This window comes from Streptomyces sp. NPDC046759, assembly GCF_040645475.1.
Taxonomy (GTDB): Bacteria; Actinomycetota; Actinomycetes; order Streptomycetales; family Streptomycetaceae; genus Streptomyces.
In genome coordinates this window covers 539,876-563,646 of sequence record NZ_JBEYYJ010000001.1, presented here as the reverse complement: position 1 = coordinate 563,646, position 23,771 = coordinate 539,876, and the positions used below count along the sequence as shown (strand labels likewise).

The 23,771-nt window shown below is 71.1% G+C and carries 22 protein-coding genes; 8 read left to right on the top strand and 14 right to left on the bottom strand.

Annotated features, from left to right (window positions below; genetic code table 11):
* Window position 1: 1 nt before the first annotated feature.
* From ABZ919_RS02595 to ABZ919_RS02580, 4 genes are all read right to left on the bottom strand, one after another.
* A complete protein-coding gene (locus ABZ919_RS02595) occupies window positions 2–772 on the bottom strand; it encodes an ABC transporter permease (protein ID WP_361241614.1) in 771 nt (256 codons plus the stop codon).
* Complete coding sequence (locus tag ABZ919_RS02590) at window positions 769–1,698, bottom strand: ABC transporter ATP-binding protein (protein ID WP_361241612.1); 930 nt, start codon at window positions 1,696–1,698, stop codon at window positions 769–771. Before ABZ919_RS02590 ends, ABZ919_RS02595 begins: the two co-directional genes overlap by 4 nt.
* A gap of 107 nt (window positions 1,699–1,805) precedes the next feature.
* On the bottom strand, window positions 1,806–2,864 hold the full coding sequence (locus ABZ919_RS02585) for a sigma-70 family RNA polymerase sigma factor (RefSeq protein ID WP_361241609.1): 1,059 nt from the start codon (window positions 2,862–2,864) through the stop codon (window positions 1,806–1,808).
* A gap of 53 nt (window positions 2,865–2,917) precedes the next feature.
* A complete protein-coding gene (locus ABZ919_RS02580; protein WP_361241818.1) occupies window positions 2,918–3,940 on the bottom strand; it encodes a lytic transglycosylase domain-containing protein in 1,023 nt (340 codons plus the stop codon).
* Between the two features lie 702 nt (window positions 3,941–4,642).
* Here ABZ919_RS02580 and ABZ919_RS02575 point away from each other — a divergent pair.
* Window positions 4,643–5,452, top strand: coding sequence for a DUF427 domain-containing protein (locus ABZ919_RS02575; protein ID WP_361241606.1), 810 nt, complete (start codon window positions 4,643–4,645; stop codon window positions 5,450–5,452).
* 196 nt (window positions 5,453–5,648) lie between these two features.
* Here the strand turns inward: ABZ919_RS02575 and ABZ919_RS02570 are convergent, their stop codons facing one another.
* Window positions 5,649–6,344 carry a glycerophosphodiester phosphodiesterase family protein gene (locus ABZ919_RS02570; RefSeq protein WP_361241604.1) on the bottom strand — a complete coding sequence of 232 codons (696 nt, stop codon included), beginning with the start codon at window positions 6,342–6,344 and terminating at the stop codon, window positions 5,649–5,651.
* Window positions 6,345–6,863: 519 nt separating this feature from the next.
* On the opposite strand from ABZ919_RS02570, the gene ABZ919_RS02565 reads away from it, so the two are divergent.
* Together ABZ919_RS02565 and ABZ919_RS02560 are read left to right on the top strand one after the other, a co-directional pair.
* The gene (locus ABZ919_RS02565; protein ID WP_361241601.1) at window positions 6,864–8,141 is read left to right on the top strand and encodes a protein kinase; all 1,278 of its coding nucleotides are present in this window, start codon (window positions 6,864–6,866) and stop codon (window positions 8,139–8,141) included.
* Window positions 8,142–8,356: 215 nt separating this feature from the next.
* Entirely contained in the window at window positions 8,357–9,328 is a 972-nt protein-coding gene (locus ABZ919_RS02560) for a hypothetical protein (RefSeq protein ID WP_361241598.1), read from the top strand.
* Between the two features lie 112 nt (window positions 9,329–9,440).
* On the opposite strand, the gene ABZ919_RS02555 is transcribed toward ABZ919_RS02560, so the two are convergent.
* Both ABZ919_RS02555 and ABZ919_RS02550 read right to left on the bottom strand, forming a co-directional pair.
* Window positions 9,441–10,304, bottom strand: coding sequence for a lipase (locus ABZ919_RS02555; protein ID WP_361241595.1), 864 nt, complete (start codon window positions 10,302–10,304; stop codon window positions 9,441–9,443).
* 402 nt (window positions 10,305–10,706) lie between these two features.
* Window positions 10,707–12,413 carry an MFS transporter gene (locus ABZ919_RS02550; RefSeq protein ID WP_361241592.1) on the bottom strand — a complete coding sequence of 569 codons (1,707 nt, stop codon included), beginning with the start codon at window positions 12,411–12,413 and terminating at the stop codon, window positions 10,707–10,709.
* 393 nt (window positions 12,414–12,806) lie between these two features.
* Between ABZ919_RS02550 and ABZ919_RS02545 the strand changes: the two genes are divergently transcribed.
* A complete protein-coding gene (locus ABZ919_RS02545; protein ID WP_361241589.1) occupies window positions 12,807–13,412 on the top strand; it encodes a class I SAM-dependent methyltransferase in 606 nt (201 codons plus the stop codon).
* A 305-nt stretch (window positions 13,413–13,717) separates the two neighbouring features.
* Here the strand turns inward: ABZ919_RS02545 and ABZ919_RS02540 are convergent, their stop codons facing one another.
* Entirely contained in the window at window positions 13,718–14,200 is a 483-nt protein-coding gene (locus ABZ919_RS02540; RefSeq protein ID WP_361241587.1) for a hypothetical protein, read from the bottom strand.
* A gap of 430 nt (window positions 14,201–14,630) precedes the next feature.
* Between ABZ919_RS02540 and ABZ919_RS02535 the strand changes: the two genes are divergently transcribed.
* The 3 genes from ABZ919_RS02535 (at window position 14,631) to ABZ919_RS02525 (ending at window position 18,170) form a co-directional block, all read left to right on the top strand.
* Window positions 14,631–16,175 (top strand): FMN-binding glutamate synthase family protein, encoded by a 1,545-nt coding sequence (locus ABZ919_RS02535; protein WP_361241584.1) that lies wholly within the window; start codon window positions 14,631–14,633, stop codon window positions 16,173–16,175.
* A 124-nt stretch (window positions 16,176–16,299) separates the two neighbouring features.
* Window positions 16,300–17,082, top strand: coding sequence for an alpha/beta fold hydrolase (locus tag ABZ919_RS02530; RefSeq protein WP_361241581.1), 783 nt, complete (start codon window positions 16,300–16,302; stop codon window positions 17,080–17,082).
* Window positions 17,083–17,294: 212 nt separating this feature from the next.
* A complete protein-coding gene (locus ABZ919_RS02525) occupies window positions 17,295–18,170 on the top strand; it encodes a YihY/virulence factor BrkB family protein (RefSeq protein ID WP_361241578.1) in 876 nt (291 codons plus the stop codon).
* Window positions 18,171–18,343: 173 nt separating this feature from the next.
* Here the strand turns inward: ABZ919_RS02525 and ABZ919_RS02520 are convergent, their stop codons facing one another.
* Window positions 18,344–19,300 carry an amidohydrolase family protein gene (locus ABZ919_RS02520; RefSeq protein ID WP_361241575.1) on the bottom strand — a complete coding sequence of 319 codons (957 nt, stop codon included), beginning with the start codon at window positions 19,298–19,300 and terminating at the stop codon, window positions 18,344–18,346.
* A 269-nt stretch (window positions 19,301–19,569) separates the two neighbouring features.
* Between ABZ919_RS02520 and ABZ919_RS02515 the strand changes: the two genes are divergently transcribed.
* The gene (locus ABZ919_RS02515; protein WP_361241572.1) at window positions 19,570–19,896 is read left to right on the top strand and encodes a putative quinol monooxygenase; all 327 of its coding nucleotides are present in this window, start codon (window positions 19,570–19,572) and stop codon (window positions 19,894–19,896) included.
* A 190-nt stretch (window positions 19,897–20,086) separates the two neighbouring features.
* Here ABZ919_RS02515 and ABZ919_RS02510 read toward each other — a convergent pair whose 3' ends face one another.
* The 5 genes from ABZ919_RS02510 to ABZ919_RS02490 form a co-directional block, all read right to left on the bottom strand.
* Window positions 20,087–20,701, bottom strand: a complete 615-nt coding sequence (locus ABZ919_RS02510; RefSeq protein WP_361241569.1) for a GAF domain-containing protein — start codon at window positions 20,699–20,701, stop codon at window positions 20,087–20,089.
* The gene (locus tag ABZ919_RS02505; RefSeq protein ID WP_361241566.1) at window positions 20,664–21,287 is read right to left on the bottom strand and encodes an ATP/GTP-binding protein; all 624 of its coding nucleotides are present in this window, start codon (window positions 21,285–21,287) and stop codon (window positions 20,664–20,666) included. Before ABZ919_RS02505 ends, ABZ919_RS02510 begins: the two co-directional genes overlap by 38 nt.
* Entirely contained in the window at window positions 21,265–21,651 is a 387-nt protein-coding gene (locus tag ABZ919_RS02500) for a DUF742 domain-containing protein (RefSeq protein WP_361241564.1), read from the bottom strand. The genes ABZ919_RS02505 and ABZ919_RS02500 overlap by 23 nt, the downstream gene beginning before the upstream one ends.
* Before the next feature lie 3 nt (window positions 21,652–21,654).
* Complete coding sequence (locus tag ABZ919_RS02495) at window positions 21,655–22,047, bottom strand: roadblock/LC7 domain-containing protein (protein ID WP_361241562.1); 393 nt, start codon at window positions 22,045–22,047, stop codon at window positions 21,655–21,657.
* A 74-nt stretch (window positions 22,048–22,121) separates the two neighbouring features.
* Window positions 22,122–23,585: an ATP-binding protein gene (locus ABZ919_RS02490; RefSeq protein ID WP_361241559.1), complete on the bottom strand. Its 1,464-nt coding sequence runs from the start codon at window positions 23,583–23,585 to the stop codon at window positions 22,122–22,124.
* Window positions 23,586–23,771 lie beyond the last annotated feature (186 nt).

Genomic DNA, 23,771 nt, shown 5'->3' with positions numbered 1-23,771 from the left:
GCTAACCCCTCTGCGGGACGACCTGGAAGTACACCGCGGTCATCACGAAGTTGGTCACGAACAGCAACATGAAGGTGATCACCACGGACTGGTTGACGGCATCGCCCACGCCCTTCGGACCGCCCTGTGCCGTCAGCCCCTTGTACGAGGCGACGATCGCCGCGATGGCCCCGAACACCAGCGCCTTGATCTCCGCCGCCCACAGGTCGGACAGCTGGGCGAGGGTGGTGAAGGACGCCAGGTAGGCACCGGGCGTCCCGTGCTGGAGGACGACGTTGAAGAAGTAGCCGCCCGCGACACCGACGACCGAGACGAGGCCGTTGAGCAGCACGGCCACGGCCATCGACGCCAGCACGCGCGGTACGACGAGCCGGTGGATCGGGTCGATGCCGAGCACCTGCATCGCGTCGATCTCGTCGCGGATCTTGCGCGCCCCGAGGTCCGCACAGATCGCCGTGCCGCCCGCACCCGCGATCAGCAGCGCGGTGACGATCGGCGAGGCCTCGCGCAGCACCGCGAGCACGGACGCGGCACCGGAGAAGGACTGCGCGCCCAACTGCCGGGTCAGGCTGCCGATCTGCAGAGCGATGACCGCCCCGAAGGGGATCGAGACCAGCGCCGTCGGCAGAATGGTGACGCTCGCGACGAACCACGCCTGCTGGATGAACTCCCGTGCCTGGAAGGGCCGTCGGGGCAGGGCCCGGACGACGTCCAGCGCCATCGCGAAGAGGTTGCCCGAGTGCCGGAGCGCACCTGTCGGGGAGAGCCTCATGCGCTGCTCACCCCCGTCCCGTGCAGCTCCGCCTCGCGTCTCGCGATCGCCTCCCAGCGGGGCGGGCGGGCGATGCCGGGGCCCGGCAGCAGACGGGGAGTCAGCCCCTGGGGGCGTGGGCCCTCGTCGATCTGGGCCAGCTCCTGCTCGACCTGGGCCGCGTCCTTCTCCTCCGCCATGCCGATCGGCCCCTGCATCCGGCCGTTCAGGAACTGCCGTACGACGGGCTCGTCACTGGTCAGCAGCTCCTCGCGGGGCCCGAACATCACCAGCTCGCGCCGGAACAGCAGCCCGATGTTGTCCGGGACCTGGCGGGCCGAGGAGATGTCGTGGGTGACGATCAGGAAGGTCGCGTCGATCTGTGCGTTGAGGTCGACGATGAGCTGGTTGAGGTAGGCCACGCGCACCGGGTCCAGGCCCGAGTCCGGCTCGTCGAACAGGATGATCTCCGGGTCGAGGACCAGGGCGCGGGCGAGCCCGGCGCGCTTGCGCATACCGCCGGAGATCTCGCCGGGCAGCTTCTCCTCGGCGCCGATCAGCCCGACCATGTCCATCTTCTCCAGCACGATCCGCCGGATCTCGCTCTCGGACCTGCGGGTGTGCTCGCGCAGCGGGAAGGCGATGTTGTCGTACAGGTTCATCGAGCCGAACAGCGCGCCGTCCTGGAACAGCACGCCGAACAGCTTCCGCACCTCGTACAGGTCGCGTTCACGGAGCCTGGTGATGTCCCGGCCCTGGATGGTGATGGAGCCACGTTCCGGCTTCAGCAGCCCCACGAGTGTCTTGAGGAACACCGACTTGCCCGTACCCGAGGGGCCGAGCATCACCGAGACCTCACCGGCGGGCAGCGTCAGCGAGACGTCCTCCCAGATGACCTGGTGGCCGAAGGACTTGGTCAGCCCTTCCACACAGATCTCGACACCCATCCGGTTCCGCCCTTCGCCCGTGGAGCAGCTTCGACATCTGCTCTACGGGCGGGCGCGGGGCGTCCGTCGCGGCGACCGGGATTTTTTTCGGACGTGTTTGCGGCGTGCTACGGCAGCTTCGGCGACGGCGTGCTCGAAGGCGTCCTTTGGGCAGGGACGAGGGAGGGGAGCGGAGTGGCCGGTACCGCCGAGGCCGGGGGAAGCGACGGGACCGACGCGGCAGCCGACCTCGTAGGCAGGTCCGGCACCTTCGGCACGCCCGGCACCTGCGGCACGCCCGGCACCTGCGGCGCCGACAGCTCCGGGAGCGGGGACGAGGACACGCCCGGCAGGGACGGCACGGGCACCGGCAGCGGCAGGGACGTCCCCCCGGTCGGTGAGGGCGTCCGGCTCCGGGCCCCGGGAGCCGGGGGCGAGGAGGCGCGCGCCTTGTGGGTGCGCCCCCCGCCCGTGGTGTCGCTGCGCCGGACCTGCGCGTCGCCGGACACGGCCGGCCGCCGCGCCTGACCGTTCCCGTTCCCGCCCGCATAGAGCGCGTACGGCAGCACGAACCCCGCCACCACCAGGGTCGCCGCCGTCGAGGTCGCCGCGACCACCTGGGCCTTGCCGCCCCCGCGGAGCCGCGCGCGCCCGACCAGGAACAGCACCAGCCCGAGCGTCCCGGCCAGCGAGGCGCGCAGCGTCCGCCGGGCCCGGGCGAGCAGCGACTCGACGGTCCGGTAGCTGAGCCCCATCCGCACCGCGACCTGACTCACGTCCAGGTCCTCGGACTTCAGCCTCAGCGCCTCCGCCTGCCGGGCGGGCAGCTCACCGCTGCGCACGGCGAGCCACTTCGCCTCGGCCCGGTCGCACACCGCCTCCTCGACGGGTACCGGGCCCGGCGCGACGAGCGTGGGGCGGCTGCCCACCTCGGCCTCGCGGTTGACCTGCCGGTACCGGTCGACGCACAGCCGCATCGTCACCGTCGTCAGCCAGGCGCCGAGCCGCTCGTCGTCGAGGTCCGGGCGTTCCGCGGCCCGCAGCATCGCCTCGTGCACGGCGTCCTCGGCGTCCTCCTGGCTCATGGAGCGTCGCCGGGCCACTTTGAGCAGCTGCTCGCGATGGCTCCACATGCGCTGCCAACGCTCCTCGGCGGCCGCTGTGTCCGCAGGCATGTCCGTCGCCATGAGGGCCCCTTCGCACTCACCCGCCGGTCCTGTGCTTCCGGCGGGTGGCGACATTACCCCCGAGTAGGCGTGGTTGTGGAGGGGGAGACTCCCATCGTGTTCCAGCCGTTGCCGATGGTCAGCGGCCCCGTACCGGGCGGCACGCCGCCGCCGGGCAGCGTGGGAGCCGGCTCGGGGACGGGGACCAGTGGGGTCGCGGACGCCTTCGGGACGAAGGCCGTGGGGGACGGGCCGGGGGAGGATGAGGCGGGCGGTGCCGGCGTGCGCGAGGGACCGGGACCCGGCTTCCGGTCGTCCGAGGGCTTCGACGGCGAGGGCTTCGGCCTCTTCGGGCGGGACGGCTTCGGCCGGTCCGACCGGGATCCAGCGGACATGTCCGGTACCACGCGGTGTCCGGTCAGGTAGTACGCGTACCAGGCTTTGACGGTGCGCAGATAGGCGTCCGAGTGGTTGTAGCCCAGGATCGCCCGGTCCAGATCGGCGGGGTGCGACAGGTCCCGGCCGCCCGCGCACAGGTAGCGGCCGGCGGCGAGCGCCGCGTCGTAGACGTTGTTCGGGTCCGACCGTCCGTCGCCGTTGCCGTCCGCGCCCCAGCGGGCCCAGGTGGAGGGGATGAACTGCATCGGGCCGACCGCGCGGTCGTACACCGCGTCCCCGTCGTACGCGCCGCCGTCGGTGTCCGGCACGACGGCGAAGGCGCCGCCGGTCAGCCGCGGGCCGAGGATGCGCGTGACGGTCGTACCGTCCGGGCTCACCCGGCCGCCCCATGCCTGCCCGGACTCCACCTGGCCGATCGCGGCCAGCAGCTGCCAGCGCAGCCGGCAGCCGGGCGCGCTGCGCGCCAACTCCTCCTCGGCACGCCGGTACGCGGTGAACACGCTCGCGGGCAGGGCGCCGACGCCCGTCGCTCCCGGCGCCGAGCCGTTGTTCCGTGTCCGCAGCGGGGGAAGGCCGCTGCGGTACGGGGTGTCGCCGGACACGCTGGGATCGTGCTCGGCCGGCGCCGTCTTCCGCGCGGGCTCCGCGGCCTCGGCCGAGACCGTCCCCGGCGCCTGGGACGCGGTCAGGACGGCCATCGCCGCCGCCGCGATCGCCGTACCCCTGACACCCCTCCGTGCCCCGTTGAGTGCGCGCGCTGTCACTGTGCTGTCCCCTCCGTGGGTGAATCCGTCGTCTGCTCTACGCGGCCGGAGGGCACGTCCGTCGCGCGGAACCGGGCGGAGGGGCCGGGCGCCGTTCCGGGAGCGGGGTACACACGCGTGTCTCAAGGTCTCACCAGACGGCCGGGGGGGCTCGCCCGGTGGCCGCGGGCCACCGGCCCCTTTGGTCCGGCTCACTGCGACCGGTTTGTGGGGCAGGGTTGGCTGGCGTACGGCGTGAAAATCTCGCCCCTGGGGCACAGCCGTTGCGGGCCGCAGTGACAAGAAGCACCAACTACGCGCCGACGCCCGCGTGTCCAGGGGGCGGCGCCGGCGTAGGCGGTGGAGCCGTTCCACGCGGAGAGCGCGACGGCCGCGGGCAGGGCGGCTAACCAGGTGCGGGCCGGAATGCGTCTGGAAGCTGGGCCGGGGGACAGCGGGTGCAGCGTCGTGAGCGCAGTCAGGGCGGGACGGTGACGGACCCGGGGGCTACGAGATCGGCGTACGGGGGTGCGCACGTCGGGCACGATCACAGGACTGGTCTCGGCGCCGGCAGCGGCCGGCACCGAGTGGCCGTGCGCGCGTCTGCGGGAAAAGCTGGACGTACGGAAGCGGCCGAGCGGACTGAGGTGATCGCCGATGGCGGACGAGAGTGTGGACTACCCGGGTCTCATCGTCCCCGTCGGGCACGTCGAGCCGGTGCCGCGGCGCATCCGTGCGCAGGTGGGGGGCCGGTGCGTATGCGACACCCCGCGAGCGTTGTACGTGTGGGAGTGGCCCGGCTATCCGCAGTACAGCATTCCGCTGCGGGATCTGGCCGAGGGCGTCCTGAGCGACGACGGCCGACTCGGCCGGCTGGGCCCCGGACCCGCACGGCGGCACTCGCTGCGCGTCGGCTCCGAGGTCCGTGAGGGAGCGGCGTGGGTCTGGGACGAGGGCGCCCCGGAGGTACTCATCGGTACTGCCCGTTTCCGGTGGGACGCGATCGACGCGTGGTACGAGGAGGAGGAGGAGGTCTTCGTCCACCCGAGGAGCCCTTACACCCGGGTGGACGCGCTGCGTTCGTCCAGCAGCGTGCGCGTCGAGGTGGACGGCACCGTCCTCGCGGACGCGCCGTCCTCCGTGAAGCTCTTCGAAACCGGCCTGCCGACCCGCTACTACATGGAGCGTGCCTATGTCGACTGGACACTGCTGCGTTCCTCCGACACGGTGACGGCGTGCCCGTACAAGGGCAGGACCAGCGAGTACTGGTCGTTCGTGCGCGGTGGTGTCGTCCACGACGATCTCGCCTGGGCGTACGACTTCCCGACGGTGTCGTGCGCCGCCGTCGCGGGGATGGTCGCCTTCTACAACGAGCACGTCGACCTGTACGTGGACGGCGTCCTGCTCCCGCGGCCCACTGCCCTCTCACGGGCTCAGTGGGACAAGCAGCAGCGGGCACGTCGCTGAGCCGCTCGCCGGCGCCCGCGGACCAGGAAGGACGGCATGTCGCGGTGGAAGTCGTGCAGTTGCCGGTGCCGCCCGTGCACCGGTGCCCGGGGCGGCCGTCCGTCGGGACCGCGGCTCGGCAAACTGCGGTAGGCGGGGGCGGGTCGGGACCGACCGCACCCGCACCCGCGGCCGGATCGGTCCCCGGCCCCTGAAGTCAGGCCGTGGCCTCGACCAGCCGCTTCATGCCGGGCTGGTCGGTCACACAGCCCACCAGGCCGAGCGTCCGGGCCAGCGCCAGGTCGCGCTCGTCGTTGACGGTCCAGGCCATCACGTCGATGCCGGCGGCGCCGCACTTGTCCACGATGGCCCGGTTCAGCTGGCACAACTCCACGCTGACGAGGGTGCAATCGACCTTCTGTGCGCGGCCGACGAAGGTGTCGCGGTGCGCGCTGGGGCCTGCCACCAGCACGGTGCGGGCCTGCGGCAGCAGGTTGTGGATCTCGATCAGCGCCGCGTCGTGGAACGACAGCACCGAGACCCGGCCCAGCAGGTCGCGCTCGGTGAGCACCCTGGCCAGCGACCGGGCGGCCGCCACGTCCTTGATCTCGGCCTGGATCGGCAGCGTCGGCCCGACGGCGTCCAGTACCTCCCCGAACGTGGGGATGCGCTCACCGAGTCCGGCGTCGAGCTCCTTGAGCTTTTGCAGTTCCTGGTCGGCGATCGGACCGGAGCCGTCCGTCGTGCGGTCCAGGGTCTCGTCGTGCATGACGACCAACTCGCCGTCCTTGCTCAGGTGCAGGTCCAGTTCGATGCCGTCCAGCCCCTCGCGTTCGGCCCGCAGGAAGGAGCGCAGGGTGTTCTCCGGCTCGGCGGCCATGACACCGCGGTGGCCGATGGTGAAGAAAGACACTCGGTTGCCGTCCTTGTGTGTGGTGGTCCGGGGCAGCCGCACGAGCGCCGTCCCACCCGCCGGGCGGCGGGCGACCGCCCATCGGAGCGCCCAAGCCTGATGGGCCCGTCCGGTCGCGCGCCCGGCCCGCCTGGACTGCGCCGGAGGGCGCTCCAAGGCTACCGTCAGCACCCTCCGCATCCGGACGAGGCGCTGCGGGCTCAGGTCCCTCTGCCGCCTCGGCGCCGATGTCCGGGCCGGCACTGGTCCCACGATCCCGGTCGTCGCGACCGCCTCCGGCCGGATCACCGGCCTGGGAGGCGTCCTGGCCCTCCCCTTGACCACGTCGCCGACTGCCTCGGCCCCGGCGTGATCTCGTTCATGGGCGCAGGCGCGGCACAGGGTCGACCGGCCGCTCCGGACGAGGTGCGCGCCCCCGACGACTGCCGGGCCTCGCCACGGGGTCGGCCCGGTCACAGAGATCCCACAAGAACCGCCCCTACGGTGCCCCGGCGGAAGTCGGCAACGAGGGGGAGCATCGTGGATCGTTCACGTCGTCTGGGCGGACGCTACCGTCTGGAAGAGGTCCTGGGCCGCGGGGGGATGGCCGAAGTATGGCTGGCGTACGACCTGCTGCTGTTCCGCCCGGTCGCCGTGAAGACGCTCCGGCCGGAACTGGCGGCCGACGCCGAACACTGGGCGCGTTTCCGCCGTGAGGTCGTCTCGGCCGCCCTGTTGGGCCATCCGTCTGTCGTCGCCGTCTACGACGCGGGCGAGGACACGATCGACGGCCGCCTCGTCCCGTACCTCGTGATGGAGTACGTCAAGGGCACCACGCTGCTCCCATTCGTGCGCGACGCGCGGATCGCCGGACCCGAGCACGCCCTGGAACTCGCCGCCGGCGTGCTCGAGGCGCTCGATCACGCCCACCGCCACGGCATCGTCCACCGGGACATCAAACCGGCGAACGTCATGCTCTCCCACGAGGGCGCCGTGAAGGTGACGGATTTCGGCATCGCCCGCTCGGTGGACCGGGCGGGTACGACCCTCACCCGCACCTCGGTGGTGGTGGGCACGGCCGAGTACCTCTCGCCGGAACAGGCCCGGGGCGAACAGGTGGACTTCCGCACCGACCTGTACTCGACCGGCTGCCTGCTGTACGAACTGCTGACCGGCCGCCCCCCGTTCAGCGGTGACACCCCGCTGGCCGTGGCCATGAAGCACCTCTCGGAACCACCGGTGCCGCCCTCTGCCCACGCTCCGTGGCTGCCTGCCGCCTACGACACCCTGGTGCTGCGCGCGCTGGCCAAGGACCGTGCGGACCGGTACCAGACCGCCGAGGAGATGCGTGACGCCATCCGGAACGTACTGACAGGCCGCGCCACCACGGTCACCTCGCCGCTGCCGGCTCCACCTGCGACGGTTCGACACACCCAGCCACCGGCGCCACTTGATCCACCGCCGCCACTCGATCCCCCGAAAGCACCCTCCGCGCGCCGACGGCGCATCCGCCGGCCACTGCAGGCGATGGCAGTGCTGCTGGCGGCCGCCGTGGGCACCGGCGTGGCCATCGGATTTCACGGCCCTGCTCGTCCCCGGGTCACGGCACCCTCGCTGATCGGTGAGACGATGACCGAAGCCCGGTCGAGAGCCCAGGCAGCAGGCGTACGCGTCCAGCCCGTCCGGCACCGGGCGTGCCCTCACCCCGGTACGCCCGTCGGCCGGGTATGTGAGCAGACACCCTCGCCCGGCAGCCAGGTGCCACGCCACGCCATCGTGCGGGTCGCCCTGCCTTCCGGCGAACCTCATCAGAGGTAGGGCTCCCCTCGCGCCACCACGAACGTACCCTCGCCGACGAGCAGGATCACGAACGTATGCGGTCGCTCTGCCGACGCCGATTGCGCCCGAAACCCATCGAGTGGCCGTCGGGAAGATGCGGGGCAGAGCGTTTCGGGGCACCGTAAGGAACGAGGGGGGCGGGGTCGCTCTGGCCCGATGTCATGCGAGCATCGCCCTAGCCGTAAGGAAACGTCATGGCCGTAGCCACAGACATGCTCGTTCCAGCGCTGCGTGAGGTCCGTGAGGCCGAAGCGGCGCTTGCCGATCGTTTCAAAGCCCATCTCGCCGTCACGCCTGCCGGCGAGTACCGGGAGGTTCTGGAGCGCCGCGCAGGCGACGCCCGGGGGCACGTGTACCTCATCGACGAGCGGCTGAACTCGTTGAAGCCTCGCCGGCTGGCACAGACCGTCGCCGGGAACGCCTGGCACCTCACCGGCCAAGTGATCCGGCTGCCGCTGTACGCGGCCAAGGCCGTCCCGAACGTCCTGCGGGGCCCGGGGACGGCGACGGAGCCTCAGATGCTCAGAAACGTCGAGGACGAGTACGCGGTCACCGCCTTCGCCGTGGCGATCTGCCGGGCCGCCGAGCGGATTGCCCAGGAAGCCCAGGACGGCGCCACCTCGGATCTGCTGCGTTCCATTCGCCGCGACGGCGAGGAGACACTGGAGGAACTGGGCGACAGCCTCGAACAGCACGCCGAGGCGACCGTCACGGCTCCCGACGGCATGGGCGCCGGCCGAGCCGCCCAGGCCGTACGCGAATGGAGCAATTGGCTGCGGGAGACGGCCGAGCGCATGCCGGGAGTGGACCGGCTCCAGGGTACGCCGGACGGAGCCCTCATCTCGGAACTGGATCTGCCGATCCCCGACTACCGCAGGCTCAGCAGCCGTGCGGTCCTCGAGCGGCTGCCACAACTGCCCCAGACGGATCTCGCCACGGTAGGTGCCTACGAGCGTTCCCACGCAGCCCGCCCGGCGGTCCTGAACAGGGTCGCTGACCTGCTCGGGCCCGAACCCTGGCCCGGTTACGACAGCATGCAGGAGGACGAGATCCTGAAACGGCTCGGCGACGCCACCGAGCGCATCACTCGGCGAGCCCTGGATTACGAGCGCCGCCATCAGGCGCGCTCCTCCATCCTCACGACCGCGGAACGCGTCCCCGCCTGACCCGTCCCTGGTCCCGCGGGCTCCATCGGAGACCTGCCCGGGCAGGACTGAGCGGGCACCCCGCCCTCGGGCTCACGCGCCGGGTTGCGTGAGCCCGAGGGCGGGAGTGTCCTCATCCGGCGAGGGAGGAGCCCCCCTGCCACAGGCCAGGGGCGGGCGTGGCCTGCCGGGCGGCGGTCAGCAGCGAGCACAGGTGATCGATGACCGGCTGGTGCCGGGGCAGCGTCAGGTGGCCGACGCCGGGCACGAGCACATTGCGCGCCAGGAGATCGGGGTGATCGACGCGGCCCCTGGCAGCGGGGATGACGATCTCGTCCAGATCGCTGTAGAAGGCCACGAACCGGGTGCGGCATCCCGGTGCCGGCTCGGCGAGTTCCGTGAGCAGATCGCTGCCCGGCCGCAGCTGGCGCAGGAGTGGATGGGGCGGGGCCAGCAGCGCCGCCGCGGTACCGCCGTGCGGCGTGGCCAGCGTGATCACCAGTGGCACGTGCCTGTCCCCGCCCAGCCGCTGCACGTAGTAGCGGGCGATCAGCCCGCCCAGGCTGTACCCGATGACGACCACGGTCCGCGGGGTCCCGCTGGTACAGACCAGGTGCACCTGCTCGCCGAGAACCCGGGCTGCCGCGCGGATGTCCGGAGTGAACGCGGAGTAACCCACCGCGAAGAACGGTCCGGCGGCGCCGCCCAGACACCGCTCCAACGGCGACACGACGGACTCCCCGTCGCCGAGGCCGTGCACCAGCAGCACCGTCAGCGCCCCGTCTGCTCCCGCTGCTCCCGGCGGCGGCTCATCCGGGCCCGCCTCCCTCCATGGCATGGCACGGCCGAGGTGCCCGGCCAGCTGCGCGATGCTCCCGGCAGCCATGTCGAGCGGCAGCTGCACCAGCCGCACGGCGGCCCGGCCCGCCTCGACGCCCACACCGCGCACCGGTGACAACCCCGGCACCGACAGATGCGGCCCGAAAGGAATGCCCATGGCCACCTCCCGTGCCCACGCGCTACGCCGCGTATGAGCAACATTGTCTGCTTCTCGCGGATTCCCCGCCTGTCGCAGCAGTCACACGGACACCTTTCACGGCGGCGTCGGTGCCGGCCCCTCCAGGGCGGACGTCAGCAGTTCGTCCGATGCGGCGAGCACCCTCCGTGACAGCGGGGTCGCCGTGTCTCGTGCCCGCAGCGAGGCATGCTTCCCCGGACGGCTCGGCGGGCAGCCGGCTCAGCGGTGCGATGCCACTGGGCCGGCCCTCGAAGTCCGGCAGCGGCAGCACTGAGTGCCGTGGCCGGAGGCGAGCCGACCGGGCGCGCCGCGAACGCCCACGCCACAGCCTGGGTGGGCAGCTCAGAGGCTGCCCACCCAGGCTCGACGGTGGCCGTCGGATCAGTCGCTCTCCTCGGAGAGGGCCGCCAGTTCACGGTCCACGGCGCGCTGGTGCTCCACCGCCTCGTCGCGGGCCCTGCGCGGGCTCCACCGGCCGGCCATGACGAAGATGAACGGCAGGAAGATCACTTGGCCGGCGACACAGATCAGCCACCAGGTGCGCCACTGCCGGGGACCGTCGGCCGCGGCGCTCTTCACTTGGGATCCGTAGCGCTGCAGCAGCGCCAACTGCGGCTGGGCCTTGTGTACGGTGGCCAGGCCCTCGGCCCCGACCTCCCGCCCCGCCTCAGCGGCCAATGCCGGCGGGACCGCGTCCGCAGGGTAGGCCCCGAGCTTGGCGAAAAGCCGCGGGTGCGCGTCGATGATGGCCAGAGCAGGAGCGGCCTGGGCACTTGCCGCCTTCACCTGGGCCCCATGTTCGACCAGCGGCGTGGCCGACGTCACCACGACCGGGACGAACGCTGTGGAGATCGCGACCACCGCCCGGATGATCCATCCCCACACGGCCAGACCGGTCGCCGTTGCGGCCGGGTTCTGCTTCTCCACGGTCTCGGTGAAACTCGCCATCCAGGGTGCGTAGGAGACGCCGGTGAGCACACCGATGGCGACGAACAGGGCCGCGAAGGTGTAGTAGCCGGTGTGCTGCTCCGTGGCGTGCAGGGCGAAGAGCGAGGTGACCACGATCGAACCGACGGCTCCGGCGAGCATGAACGGCTTGCGCACCTTCAGCCTGTCGGAGAGCAGCCCCGCCACCACCAGTGCCACCGCGTTGGCCGCCCAGTACCAGTTGGCCAGCCCGTTGGTGCGCTGCTCGCTGTAGCCGAAGGTGGTGGCGAAATAGACGACGAAGTTGCCCACGGCGCCGAAGTAGAGCAGGAGGAAAAGGCTGACAGCGGTGGCCGAGCCGACGACGTCCAGCCGCAGCATCTGCCGCCAGTGGCCCTCGGCCGCGGTCCTCGGATCCGTGCCTTTGGCCCGTGCTTCCACGAGCGCTCGGTCGCGGAGGCTGACCATGATCTGGTCACGCAGCCGGGGCGACAGCTCGCGCAGGCCCAACAGCGCCAACACGAAGACGGCGAGCCCGGCCCAGCCGGAGTAGCGCAGCTCGTCCTGCCAGCCGGCGAAGGACAGGGTGCTGCTGGTGACGACGGTGACGACCAGGCTCCCTATGACCGGGCCCATGGTCCAGTAGCCCATCGCGGTGGCTCGGCCGAGCTGTGGCGAAAAGTCCCGGATCAGTGCCGGCGTGGCCACCAGGACGATGCCTTCGATGAAGCTGAGGCAGGCGAAGAGCACCAGGTAGGTGCCCTTGCCCTGGGCGTTCGGCAGGCCGAGGAGGCTGAGCAGGGCGGCGATGAGGAGACCGTAGACCACCATGTTGGCCCGGCCCCAGCGGTCGGCAAGACCGGCCACGAGCGAGGCGAAGGCGCCGACCGCGTTGCCGATGACGGAGACCCACACGAAGTAGCTGTAGGTCATGTGGAAGTGCGTGATGATCGACGTGGCGACCGCGTACTGCACGTAGAGGGCGTAGTAGAGGACCACGGTGGTCAGCACCACGATCGCCAGATACCCCATGCGGCGTGAGGTGTCGGGGTAGTGGTCCAACTCGCGGCGCCACAGCCGGGCGGCGGGGCCGGGAGCTTCCGGCGTGCCGGGGTCGGCTGGTCTCACGTTCGTGTCGTCGGGCGAAGCAGGCATGGCCATGCGGCGGCTCCTGGGTTCGGGCCCGAGGGCCCGGTGCGGTGGGTGCGGACAGTGCGCGCCGTACGGCGCGGCGGGCACGAGCACTGTTCGGCCGGGTCAGCCGAACCCCGGGTCTCTGTGTCCGGACGGAAGGTGTGCGCAGAGGCTAGTACCGACCAGTCGGTACGGCCTAGAGATGTGCATCGGGTTGCCGAAACGTGACCTCGCGCCTGGGGAGGTGCAGGGGCCGGCCACTCCGGATGCCGGAGGTGGGGTATCCCGGGGCACGCCGGCATCTTCTGGCCCATATCGTCAAAAGGCGCCAGCCGTGGCTGACTTGGGCCTACCGGTGTGGCCCTTGCCTGCACCCGCACAGGGCCGGCACCCGAGCTCGCCCTCGCTATAGTCGGCCCCATGAGCCGCTGGCAGGAGTTGACCGGGGGGACGTCCGGACAGGACTACGCCGCCCGGTTCGCGGCCCTGACCCGTAGCGGCAAGGATGTGCACGGTGAGGCGCGGTTCTGCGCAGCCCTCGTACCTGCCGGGGCGCGGGTGCTGGACGCGGGGTGCGGTACCGGACGGGTCATGATCCGCCTCGCAACGCTCGGGTACGACTGTGTCGGGGTGGATCTCGATGCGTCGATGCTGGCAGTGGCGCAGCAGGAGGCGCCGGAACTCACCTGGCTCCAGGGCGACTTGTCCACGCTCGAGCCGGACCGGCTCGGCATCGCGGCGGACTTCGATCTCGTGGTCGCTGCAGGCAACGTCATCCCGTTGCTCGCCGCCGGCACCGAGGCCGCGGTGGTCGAGCGCCTGGCCACAGCCCTGCGCCCGGGCGGTCTGCTGGTCGCCGGCTTCGGCCTGGACGAAGCCCACCTGCCCGTGCCGCCCAGCACCACCCTGCGCGAGTACGACGACTGCTGCGCCGCGGTGGGCCTCACCCTCGTCGACCGCTTCGCCACCTGGGACGCCGACCCTTACGACGGCGGCGGGTACGCCGTCAGCGTCCACCGCCGGTGAGGTGGTGCGGCGCAGCTTGATCCCGGCCCCAGGCGGCCGGCGGCTCCTGCGAGCAGCGCGCGAGCCATTGCCTTGAGGCGACCGGCTGGGTCTTCGATCTGTGCGCCGGGGTCTCGGGGTGGTTGATCTCTTCCCTTGCCGTTTCGCCGACTGGGCTCTGCGGCCCTGTTCGACGCCGCGCGCCCACGGCATCGACGTGCGCGTTGCCCGTGGCATCCGGCATCCGTCGAGCGCCACGGTTTCCCGCCCCCACGTATTCCGGGCTATTCGGGTGATTAGCTTCACCCATCAAGTTTATTGTTCAACTATGTCTGGGTGCGTAGCTTGGCCAGGGTCAGGACAACGGGGCGTCCGCCGCCGGCAGGCACGGAGTGGCGGACAGTGCAAGGAGGAAGATCATGAAGGAGCTCATGCGGCGTATCGCGACCGCAGGCGTTTCGGTGGCGCTCGCCGGAGGCGCTCTCCTCGCCGTCGGCGGCTCCGCGACTGCGGCCACCGCGCAGGACAGCGGGCCCACCCCGGCCCGGGCCGTCCTGGCTGCGGACGCGAAGACCGTCGGCCACCACGGCATGCATCACCACCGTGCCGGCCATGCGCACGGTCACCGGCTCCATGACCGCGGTGAGCGGGTCTACGGCCGCCCGTATGACGACGGCCATGGTCGCACCGGCACGTACCGCATGGCGAGTGGCCGCTTCGCCCCACGTGCGGAAGACCGTCAACTGACAGCCGACCCCTGGATCGAGGATCAGTTGACGATGTTCGTCCACGCCGGTGAACTCGGTCATCGGCATTCCGTGAACGACTGGCGCCACGGCCTCCACGCTCACTCGGACCGCCCGGGGGAGGACACCCGACGCTGAGTGCCGGCGAGCGGGACCAGGTCTTCGGTGACGAGGTCATCGCCACGCCATCCGGACCGCCTCCTGCACCACTACGCGGTGGTGCGCTCACACGAATACGGGGACGACAGCTCACCGGCGACACCGGCCCGAACGTGTCCGCACCGGCTTCCCCGTCCCATCCCCTCTCGCCGACGCGAAGCCGAATCCGGACCGGCCCCCTGGCCACGTGGCTGTCCGGGCGGCCTCTTAATATCAATTTCGCATTCTTCGACGGACGCTGATGCCCGCTTGGCCGTGCCCGCCGTTCAACACCCCGCACGACACGACGACTCCACCGCACGGCGATGGAGTCGTGCATCGAGGAGGAACGTTCATGCACGCTCGGAGGATCGGCGCGGCCGCCGCAACAGCAGTGGCGCTCCTGGCTGCCCGCGACCTCATGCAGAAGAGGCACGCCCTGCTGAGGAACTTTCCGGTGGTCGGGCACGCCCGGTACCTGCTGGAGACGATCGGGCCGGAGCTGCGGCAGTACATCGTGACCTCCAACGAGGAGGAGCGCCCGTTCAGCCGTGACCAGCGCAGCTGGATCTATGCGTCGGCGAAGGAGGAGAACAACTACTTCGGGTTCGGAACCGACGTCGACGTCGAGCATGTGCAGGGGCACGCCTACCTGAAGCAGCGCACGTTCGCCGGCCCTCTGCCCGACGTGCACGACCCGCAGGCGCCGCTGCCGTCGGCCAAGGTGCTGGGCGGTCCGCGCGGGAGGGCCAAGGCGTTCCGGCCGGCGAGTGTGGTGAACGTCTCGGCGATGAGCTTCGGCTCGCTGTCCGGCGCGGCCATCACGGCGCTCAACAAGGGGGCGGCGCTGGCGGGCACGATGCACAACACGGGCGAGGGCGGTCTGTCGCCGTACCACCGCAACGGCGGCGACCTCGTCCTGCAGATCGGTACCTCGTACTTCGGCTGCCGCAACGAGGACGGCAGCTTCAGCCTCGACAAGCTCAAGGACGTCGTCGCCGGCGCCCCGGTCAGGGCGATAGAGATCAAGCTGTCCCAGGGCGCCAAGCCGGGGCTGGGCGGGATGCTGCCGGGTGCGAAGGTGACCGAGGAGATCGCGCAGATCCGCGGTATCCCGGTCGGCAAGGACTGCGCCTCTCCGTCGCGGCACACCGCGTTCAGCGATGTCGACTCGATGCTCGACTTCGTCGAGTTGCTCGCCGCCGAGACCGGTCTGCCGGTCGGGGTCAAGAGCGCGGTGGGCGACATGGGCTTCTGGCAGGAGCTGGCCACGCTGATGGCGCGTGGGGATCGCGGTGTCGACTTCGTGACCGTCGACGGCGGTGAGGGCGGCACCGGGGCGGCGCCGCTGATCTTCACCGATTCGGTGTCGCTGCCGTTCCGGATGGGCTTCTCCCGGGTCTACGGCGTTTTCGCCGAGCTGGGGCTGACCGACGAGCTGACCTTCATCGGCTCCGGCAAGCTCGGCCTGCCCGAGAACGCCATGGTCGCCTTCGCTCTGGGCGCCGACATGGTCAACGTGGGCCGCGAGGCGATGCTGTCCATCGGCTGCATCCAGGCGCAGAAGTGCCACACCGACAAGTGCCCCACCGGAATCGCCACCCAGAACGCATGGCTCGCCCGCGGACTCGACCCGGTCTCGAAGGCCACCCGGGCCGCTGTCTACCTGCGCACCCTGCGCAAGGAACTGCTCAAGGTCTCGGCGGCCGTCGGCGTCGCCCACCCGGCACTCATCACCGCCGACGACATCGAGATCATGAACGGCGACTACGAGGCCCGCACCCTGGCCGGCGTGTACGGCTACAAGGAGGGCTGGGGCGAGCTCGGCCCGCACCTCGCCGATGAGATCACGGCACTGCTCGCCACCGATCCGGCCGCCGCCCACAAGCCGGCCGTCTGACGCGCCGACAGCGTCGGGCGCCGCGCTCAAGGCTCCCCTGCGCGGAACTCGAGCGTGGTGCCGGTGCCGCCCTCACCCCCCACCTGCCCCTACCCCACGACCAGTGCGTGCCGAGGCGATCAACATGACTGAAGAAGTGAGATTCAAGAGCGTCGTCGGCCCCGAACTGGCCGGGTCGATCGACCTGCCAGAAGGCGAGATCCGGGGCTGGGGGATCTTCGTCCACGGATTCACACTCGGCAAGAACTCGCCCGCCGCCTCGCGTGTCAGCAAGCAGCTGGCGCGCGAGGGGATCGGGATGCTGCGCTACGACAACCTCGGGATCGGAGACTCCGACGGTGACTGGGGGGACGGTTCCTTCACCGTCAAGGTCCAGGACACCGTCCGGGCGGCGACTTTGATGGCGGAGCGCGGAACGCCGGCCGACCTGCTGGTGGGGCACTCGTGGGGAGGCGCGGCCGCCATCGCCGCAGCGGCCGAGGCAACCGGCGTCCGCGCGGTCGCCACGATCGGGGCGCCCGCCGACCCCAGCCACGTCGAGAGACAGTACGACGCGGTCATGGAACGGGTCCTCAGCGACGGATCGCACGAGTGGTTCGTCGGCGGCAGGACCCTGGTCCTCAAGCGTGCCTTCGTCGAAGACGTCCACCAAGCCCGCCTGCGCGAGCGGATACGCGAGTTGCACCTGCCGCTGCTCGTCATGCACTCGCCTACCGACAACACCGTCGACATCGCCAACGCAGGGGAGATCTTCCGCGAGGCACGACACCCGCGAAGCTTCGTCTCGCTCGAAGGAGCGGACCATCTCCTGACCGCACGAGGACAGGCCCAGCGCGCCGCTCACATCATCAGCGCCTGGGCCGACCAGTACATCCACAGGTCAGGACCCGGAGGAAAAGACATGTGAGCGCGGCCGACGCCTCGTCCCTGAACGGGCGCGGCACATCACTTCGTGCAGGGCGGGTAAACGGGCTGCGCGCGCGTCGGACCGAGGACGGCGTCCGGGACTTCCTCTTCGAGGATAGAGTCCCCGGTGTATGCCGGGATGCGACAGCAGGGCGGTCGGCGTCGGCCGCTGCTGGAGGGGCGTGGACAGTGGGTAGCCGGAGTGTCCGCGCCATGCGCGAGATCGGCGGCCGGACGGGCCAGTGGTGGGCTGCGCTGCGCCGGACACCCGTCGCGATCTGGAACGACGACGTGACGGACTGGGCCGCCGCTTTGACCTACTACGCGGTCCTGGCCCTGTTCCCCGTGCTGCTGGTGCTTCTCTCGGTGCTGGGGCTCACCATGCCCACGGCGAAACCGGCGGTGATCGACCGGCTCACCCATGTGGTGCCCGCCGCATCCCGTGACCTGCTGCGCAGCGCCCTCCAGCAGATGGCCGGTCAGCCCTCGGCGGCCTGGCTGCTGGTCTTCTTCGGCGCGGCGGGGGCCCTGTGGTCGGGCTCCAGCTACCTGAGTGTCTTCCGCCGGGCCCTGCACGCCATGCACCGTGTCAGCTCGCACCGGCCGGTGTGGCGGACGGCCCCACGCATCATCGTCACGGCCATCGTGCTGATCGCTCTTCTCCTGACCACGACGCTCGCTCTGCTGCTGAGCGGCAGCCTGGTACGGCGTCTGGGACGGGCACTGGAGATGGGCAGCCTTCCCCAGACCGCATGGGACACCTTGCGCTGGCCTGTTCTGGCGGTGGTGGCCATCGTCCTGGTCCTGGTGCTCTACCGCTCCGGTCCCGCACCGTCGCGTCCGCTGCGAAAGATGGCGCCTGGCGGCGGCCTGGCGATCGTGCTCCTGCTGTCGACCTCCCTCGCCTTCACCGTCTACGCCTCTCATGTCAGCACCTACCACCGCCTGTACGGCTCCCTGGCCGGGGTCGTCGTCTTCCTCATCTGGCTGTGGCTGTCCAACCTGGCGCTCCTGGCAGGTGCCCAGTTCAACGTCGAGCTCGCGCGGCAGGCCGCCGTCGCTCATGGGCACGAACCCCGACAACCCTGACGACCGGTACCGACGGGCATGCGGCGCGCGTCAGCCTGGCGCGGGACGAGCCGGTTCCCGGCACCGGCCTTCTGGCGGAGGCGGATCAACTGATCGCAGAGTGCGCCGTTGTCGGCCCGCAGGGCTACTGCCGGCCCCGCCCGGACAGGGACCACCTGGTCATGGCGCCCCTTTCACAGCCCGAACAGCCTTGCCGCGTTGTCGTGGCACACGGCCCGCAGCCATTCCGGTCCGAGATCCAGGCGTTCCAGGGCCTGGAGCTGGTGTACGTACGGGTAGGGGATGTTGGGGAAGTCGGAGCCGAGCAGGACGCGGTCGCCCAGTCCGGCGAGCCGGGGCAGGGCACGGCGGGGGAACGGCATGAGGCCCTCGGTGAACTCGGTGAACGCCATCGTCGTGTCGAGCCGCACCTGGTCGTACCGTTCGGCGAGGCCGAGGAACTCCTCGTACTCGGGCATCCCCAGATGCGCGACGACCAGCCGCAGCTTCGGGTGCCGCGCCAGTACGCGCGCGATCGGTTCCGGACCTGTGTGCTTGCCGGGCGCGGGTCCCGAGCCGCAGTGGATCACCACGGGAATCCCTGCCTCGGCCAGCAACCCCCAGGCCGGCCGGAGAAGTTCGCCGGCCGGGTCGTAGGCCCCCACTTGCACATGCGCCTTGAACACGCGCGCGCCCGCTTCGACGGCCTCGCGGACGTACGTCTCGACACCCGGCTCGGGATAGAGGGTCGCGGTGTGCAGACAGTCGGGGGTACGGCGGGCGAAGCCGGCCGCCCATCCGTTCAGCCACGTGGCCATGCCGGGCTTGTGCGGGTAGAGCATGGCGGTGAATGCCCGGACGCCGAACTCCCGGAGCAGGGCCGTGCGTTCCGCCTCGTCCCTCCGGTAGGAGATCGGCCACTCGATGCCCCCGATCAGTGGGCCGCTCGTGTCGAAGTAGTCCCAGACCTTGTGCAGGACACGCTCGGGCATGAAGTGCGTGTGGACGTCGATCAGCCCGGGCAGACCGAGCCGGCCCCAGAAGGAACGGACCTCATCGGCCTGTTCGCCGCCCGAAGTCACGTCCTCACCCGAAGTCACGTCCTCACCGATGGTCCCTGCCGTACCCGGTGGCTTGCGGTGATCGTCCATGCCGCCCACGATCGGCCTTCGGGAGGAAGCGGTCCACCCCTGGCCGCGGCAGGCGGGTGAGGGATGCGTCACCCGGCCGCGGCCGTGAGACGCCGTATGCGGCCTTCGCCCCGCGCCCTGACGCTCGCAGGCAGGGCCCCGAACGGACCACTCGTCGGGCCGGTGGGGCGGCCCCGGCGGTTCCCCCGCTTCCGGCGCCTCGAGCTACCGCGCGGTGGCCGCCCGCCGTCCTACGATGGGTGAAGATCAAGTCGATCAGGGAGCGTGAAATGATCTTCATCACGGCCAAGTTCCGGGTCAAGCCGGAGTACGCGGAGAGGTGGCCCGAGATCTCGCGCGAGTTCACGCAGGCCACTCGCAGCGAGCCCGGCTGTCTGTGGTTCGATTGGTCGCGCAGCCTCGACGATCCGACCGAGTACGTGCTCGTCGAGGCGTTCCGCGACGCCGACGCCGGTGCCGCGCATGTCGGGTCCGACCACTTCAAGTCGGCACAGCAGACCCTGCCACCCCACCTGGCCGAGACGCCGCGCATCGTCAACGCGGCCCTGGAACAGGACGACTGGTCCCTGCTCGGGGAAATGGCCGTCCAAGGCTGACGGAGTCGCAAAGGAGCAGGGGACCCGGGGGCTGCCGAACGCGTATGCCGTGCGGCCCTCCCTGCCGAGGAGCGAACAGGCGGCGGTCCGGGCCGGATGACCGGGCGTTGCGTGCGGGAGGCGCGGCCGGGCGCTGGACGGCCGCGCCGGAAAGCACCGGGGCGACGGCGTGCGAGCCCGGCAGCGCCGGTCAGTTGCGACGGCGCGCCGACTCCTCCAGCCGCTCCACCAGCTCCGCGGCCATGGCCTTGATGGTTTCCAGCCCCCTGCGCCCCCACGGCTGCGGGTCCTGGTCGACCACGCAGATCGTGCCGAGCACCACTCCGGTGCTGTCTATCAGCGGTGCGCCCAGATAGGAGTGGACGCCGATCGCGTCGACCACCGGGTTGCCGGCGAACCGCGGGAAGTCCCGGATGTCCTCCAGCACCAGCGCCCGGCGCCGCTTGACCACGTGCGGGCAGATGCCCATGTCGATGTCGCGGGGCATGACGCGGCCGGGCACCGGGTCCTCCAGCAACGGCGGGCCCACATGGACCGTGGTGTCCTGCGCGGCGCTGTACAGGCCTGCGAAGTACTGTCGGTCGGCGTCGAGGAAGAAGTTGACCCCGGCGTAGCAGCCGCCGGTACGGTGCGCCAGTTCCCGTGCGAAGGCGTCGAGTTCCGCATCCGGGCGGGCATCGATGCCCAGCTCGCGCAGCCGCTCGGCTCGGGCGCGCACCCCGGGGTCCTCCGGGGGGAGGAGCAGGTGGCGCAGGGCGATCCCGGCCTCAGGCCCGGAGGAGGGGTTGGTCGGTGTCGCTGCCATGGGAACTCCTTGTCGTGAGCAGATGCTGAATCAGTTCGAGCAGCACGCGGATGCCCGAGCTCTGGACGCGGGCGTCGCACAGCACCACCGGCACCTCCTGACTGAGGTCGAGCGCGGTCCGCACCTCCTGCCCGCGGTAGCGGTGGGCCCCGTCGAACTCGTTGACGGCGACGACGAAGGGCATCCCGCGCCGCTCGAAGAAGTCCACCGCCGCGAAGGAGTGCTCCAGCCTGCGGGTGTCGGCGAGAACCACCGCCCCGAGCGCTCCCTCGGAGAGTTCGTCCCACATGAACCAGAAGCGCTCCTGCCCGGGCGTGCCGAACAAGTACAGGACATGGGACGGACCGAGCGTGATCCGGCCGAAGTCCAGGGCCACCGTCGTCGTGGCCTTGTTCTCCACCCCGTCCAGCCGGTCCGTGGCCGCGCTGACGGCGGTCAGCATCTCCTCGGTGCTCAGCGGCTCGATCTCGCTGAGCGCATTGACGAAGGTGGTCTTGCCCACGCCGAACCCGCCGGCGATCAGCACTTTGATTCCCACCGGCAGGACGTCGGCGGGCAGCGGGTCACAGTCGTTTGAGGAGGCCATCGCGTACCGCTTCCAGGAGGTCTCGATCAGGTCGTGCGTAGTGGCCGGAGGATGCGGGGGGCGCGTCGCCTGCGACCACCGCGCCTCCCTCGGCCAGATCGGACAGCAGCACCTTGACCACGGCGGCGGGCACCTGCATCCGGGCCGCGACCTCGGCGACGCTCACCGGCCGCTCGCACAGCGCGAGCACCTGCGCGTGCTCGAGGCCGAAGGCGCCCTGCGTCTGCGCGCCGGTGGCCCGCACCATCGTCACCAGCGTGAAGTGGGACGTGGCCCTGGTCCGGCCGTCGCTCACCGTGTAGGGACGTACCAGCCGCCCGGCCGCTTCGTCGACCAGCGGTCCGTCGGGGAGGACCGGCGTCATCGGTCATCCCACCGGATGCCGGGGCGGCGTGGCCAGGTGCGGGCGCACGCTCTTGACCATCATCCCCATCTCGTAGCCCAGCACCGCTGCGTCCGCCTCGCGTCCGGCCAGCACCGCCAGCACCGCGCCGTGCCCGGCGGCCGAGACGAACAGCAGCGAGGTGCTGAGCTCCGCCACGACCTGTCGCACGTCACCGCCGTCGTCGAAGTGCCGGCCCGCGCTGCGCGCCAACGAGTACAGCCCGCTGGCGAGCGCGGCCAACTGGTCCGCGGCGTCCTCGTCGAGACCCTCCGCCGCCTTCACCAGCCCGTCCGAGGACAGCAACAAGGCGCTTCGGGTGTGCGGCACCCGGTTCACCAGGCCCGTCAACAGCCAGGAAAGGTCTTCGCTCGCCACGATCGTGTACTCCTCTTCGACAGAAGGAAACGGCTTGCAGAACGGGCCCCGGGCTTTCAGGGCGGTCCCGGCTCTCAGGGCGTCTCCGCTTCCTCGGCCCTGCGCAGGCCCGTCTGGAACGCGGCCATCAGGCCGGGGTCGTGTTCGAGGTCCTCGGAGGCACCGGAGCTGCGGACCGGTTGCGGCCGTTCGGCGGCGTGGTCCTGGCGGCGGCGCTGAGGCAGCCGCGGACGGTCGCCCTCGCTGTCGGAGGGCACCGGGGCGGGCCGGGGCCCGGAATCGGACACGCCTGGATCCTCGGCGACGGTCGTCGCTGTCGCCGTGAGGTCCGACGCCTCGTGCTCCACCGTTTCCTGCGGCTCCGCACCAGGGCTCGGGACGGTCTGGTGCGCGGGAGCTGCCGGCTGCGGCCCGAGCAGTGCGCTGGGCAGCACCATGACGGCCTGAGTGCCGCCGTAGACGTTGCTCTGCAACTGCACGGCGACGTCGTGCCGCTGAGCCAGGACGGAGACCACGTACAGGCCGATCCGGCCGTCCTGCAGCAGCTCGCCGAGGGAGACCTTGTCGGGTGCGCTCAAAACGGTGTTCATCTGGTTGCGCTCGGCCGGGGACATGCCCAGGCCCCGGTCCTCGACCTCGATCGCCACCCCGGCGGCGACGGGCTCCACCCGCACGTGCACGGTGGTCTGCGGAGGTGAGAACACCGTCGCGTTCTCCAGCAGCTCGGCCAGCAGATGGACGACGTCGACCACGGCGTGGCCGCTGACCGTTCCGTCGATGGGCGGGACCAGCTTGACCCGGGCGTACTGGTCGATCTCGGCGACGGCGGAACGCAGCACGTCGGTCAGGCCGACGGGGCGGGTCCACTGGCGGTGGGTGTTCGCGCCGCCGAGTACGGCCAGGTTCTCGGCGTAGCGGCGGATGCGGGTCGACAGGTGGTCCACCCGGAACAACCCCTTCAGCAGGTCGGGGTCCTCGACCTCGTTCTCCAGGTTGTCCAGCAGACCGATCTCCCGGTGCACCAGGGATTCCAGGCGGCGCGCCAGGTTGGCGAACACCTCGAACTGCTCCAGCCGAAAGTGGTGTTCCGCACCGACCGCACCGGCGGCGGTCTCCAGCAGGGCCGCCTCCGCCTCGTGGCGGGCCGTGGCGATCTCGAAGCCGAGACGGGAGAGTTCGTCCGGGCCGGTCTGCGGCGGCAGTTCCGGCCGGCGCAGCACAGGCCGCTCCCCGGCCCGCAACCGGCTCCTCAGCGACTGGAGTTCGGCCCTGCCCTCGGCTGTGGCACGGGCCAGCTCGGCCAGCTCGGCACGGCGCCGGTCGGCCCCGCGGGACAGCTCCGCCCACTGCTCGGTGACTGCTCGTGCCTCCGCCGAGGCCCGTATGCCGGCGATCCCGGCCGTCATGGCACCGATGAGGACCACCCCGCCGAACACCGCGCCCTGGTTCGCCCGGTCCAGGTGGCCGTCGCCGGCCAGCGCGGTGGCCACCGCGCCGATCACGGTGACCACACCCGGCGGCAGCACGGACGACAACACCAGACGCCGCCTCAGGGACCCTGCTTGCGGCTCGGCCGTCACACGGGAGGTCACGGGTGGCGTCGGCCGGTCGTCCGGCGGCATGGAAGGATCAGGCATGTAAGTCCCCGGACAGTGCGATGATCGGGCCGAGCGCGCACGTTATCGCGCACCAGGTCCCCGGTGTCAGCCCCTGGCGCGTACAGA

Coding starts and splice junctions, on each gene's coding strand:
- ABZ919_RS02595 (WP_361241614.1), bottom strand. CDS start 772: ATGAGGCTCTCCCCGACAGGTGCGCTCCGGCACTCGGGCAACCTCTTC.
- ABZ919_RS02590 (WP_361241612.1), bottom strand. CDS start 1,698: ATGGGTGTCGAGATCTGTGTGGAAGGGCTGACCAAGTCCTTCGGCCAC.
- ABZ919_RS02585 (WP_361241609.1), bottom strand. CDS start 2,864: ATGGCGACGGACATGCCTGCGGACACAGCGGCCGCCGAGGAGCGTTGG.
- ABZ919_RS02580 (WP_361241818.1), bottom strand. CDS start 3,940: ATGGCCGTCCTGACCGCGTCCCAGGCGCCGGGGACGGTCTCGGCCGAG.
- ABZ919_RS02575 (WP_361241606.1), top strand. CDS start 4,643: ATGGCGGACGAGAGTGTGGACTACCCGGGTCTCATCGTCCCCGTCGGG.
- ABZ919_RS02560 (WP_361241598.1), top strand. CDS start 8,357: ATGGCCGTAGCCACAGACATGCTCGTTCCAGCGCTGCGTGAGGTCCGT.
- ABZ919_RS02555 (WP_361241595.1), bottom strand. CDS start 10,304: ATGGGCATTCCTTTCGGGCCGCATCTGTCGGTGCCGGGGTTGTCACCG.
- ABZ919_RS02550 (WP_361241592.1), bottom strand. CDS start 12,413: ATGGCCATGCCTGCTTCGCCCGACGACACGAACGTGAGACCAGCCGAC.
- ABZ919_RS02545 (WP_361241589.1), top strand. CDS start 12,807: ATGAGCCGCTGGCAGGAGTTGACCGGGGGGACGTCCGGACAGGACTAC.
- ABZ919_RS02540 (WP_361241587.1), bottom strand. CDS start 14,200: ATGACCGAGTTCACCGGCGTGGACGAACATCGTCAACTGATCCTCGAT.
- ABZ919_RS02535 (WP_361241584.1), top strand. CDS start 14,631: ATGCACGCTCGGAGGATCGGCGCGGCCGCCGCAACAGCAGTGGCGCTC.
- ABZ919_RS02530 (WP_361241581.1), top strand. CDS start 16,300: ATGACTGAAGAAGTGAGATTCAAGAGCGTCGTCGGCCCCGAACTGGCC.
- ABZ919_RS02525 (WP_361241578.1), top strand. CDS start 17,295: ATGCGCGAGATCGGCGGCCGGACGGGCCAGTGGTGGGCTGCGCTGCGC.
- ABZ919_RS02520 (WP_361241575.1), bottom strand. CDS start 19,300: ATGGACGATCACCGCAAGCCACCGGGTACGGCAGGGACCATCGGTGAG.
- ABZ919_RS02515 (WP_361241572.1), top strand. CDS start 19,570: ATGATCTTCATCACGGCCAAGTTCCGGGTCAAGCCGGAGTACGCGGAG.
- ABZ919_RS02510 (WP_361241569.1), bottom strand. CDS start 20,701: ATGGCAGCGACACCGACCAACCCCTCCTCCGGGCCTGAGGCCGGGATC.
- ABZ919_RS02505 (WP_361241566.1), bottom strand. CDS start 21,287: ATGGCCTCCTCAAACGACTGTGACCCGCTGCCCGCCGACGTCCTGCCG.
- ABZ919_RS02500 (WP_361241564.1), bottom strand. CDS start 21,651: ATGACGCCGGTCCTCCCCGACGGACCGCTGGTCGACGAAGCGGCCGGG.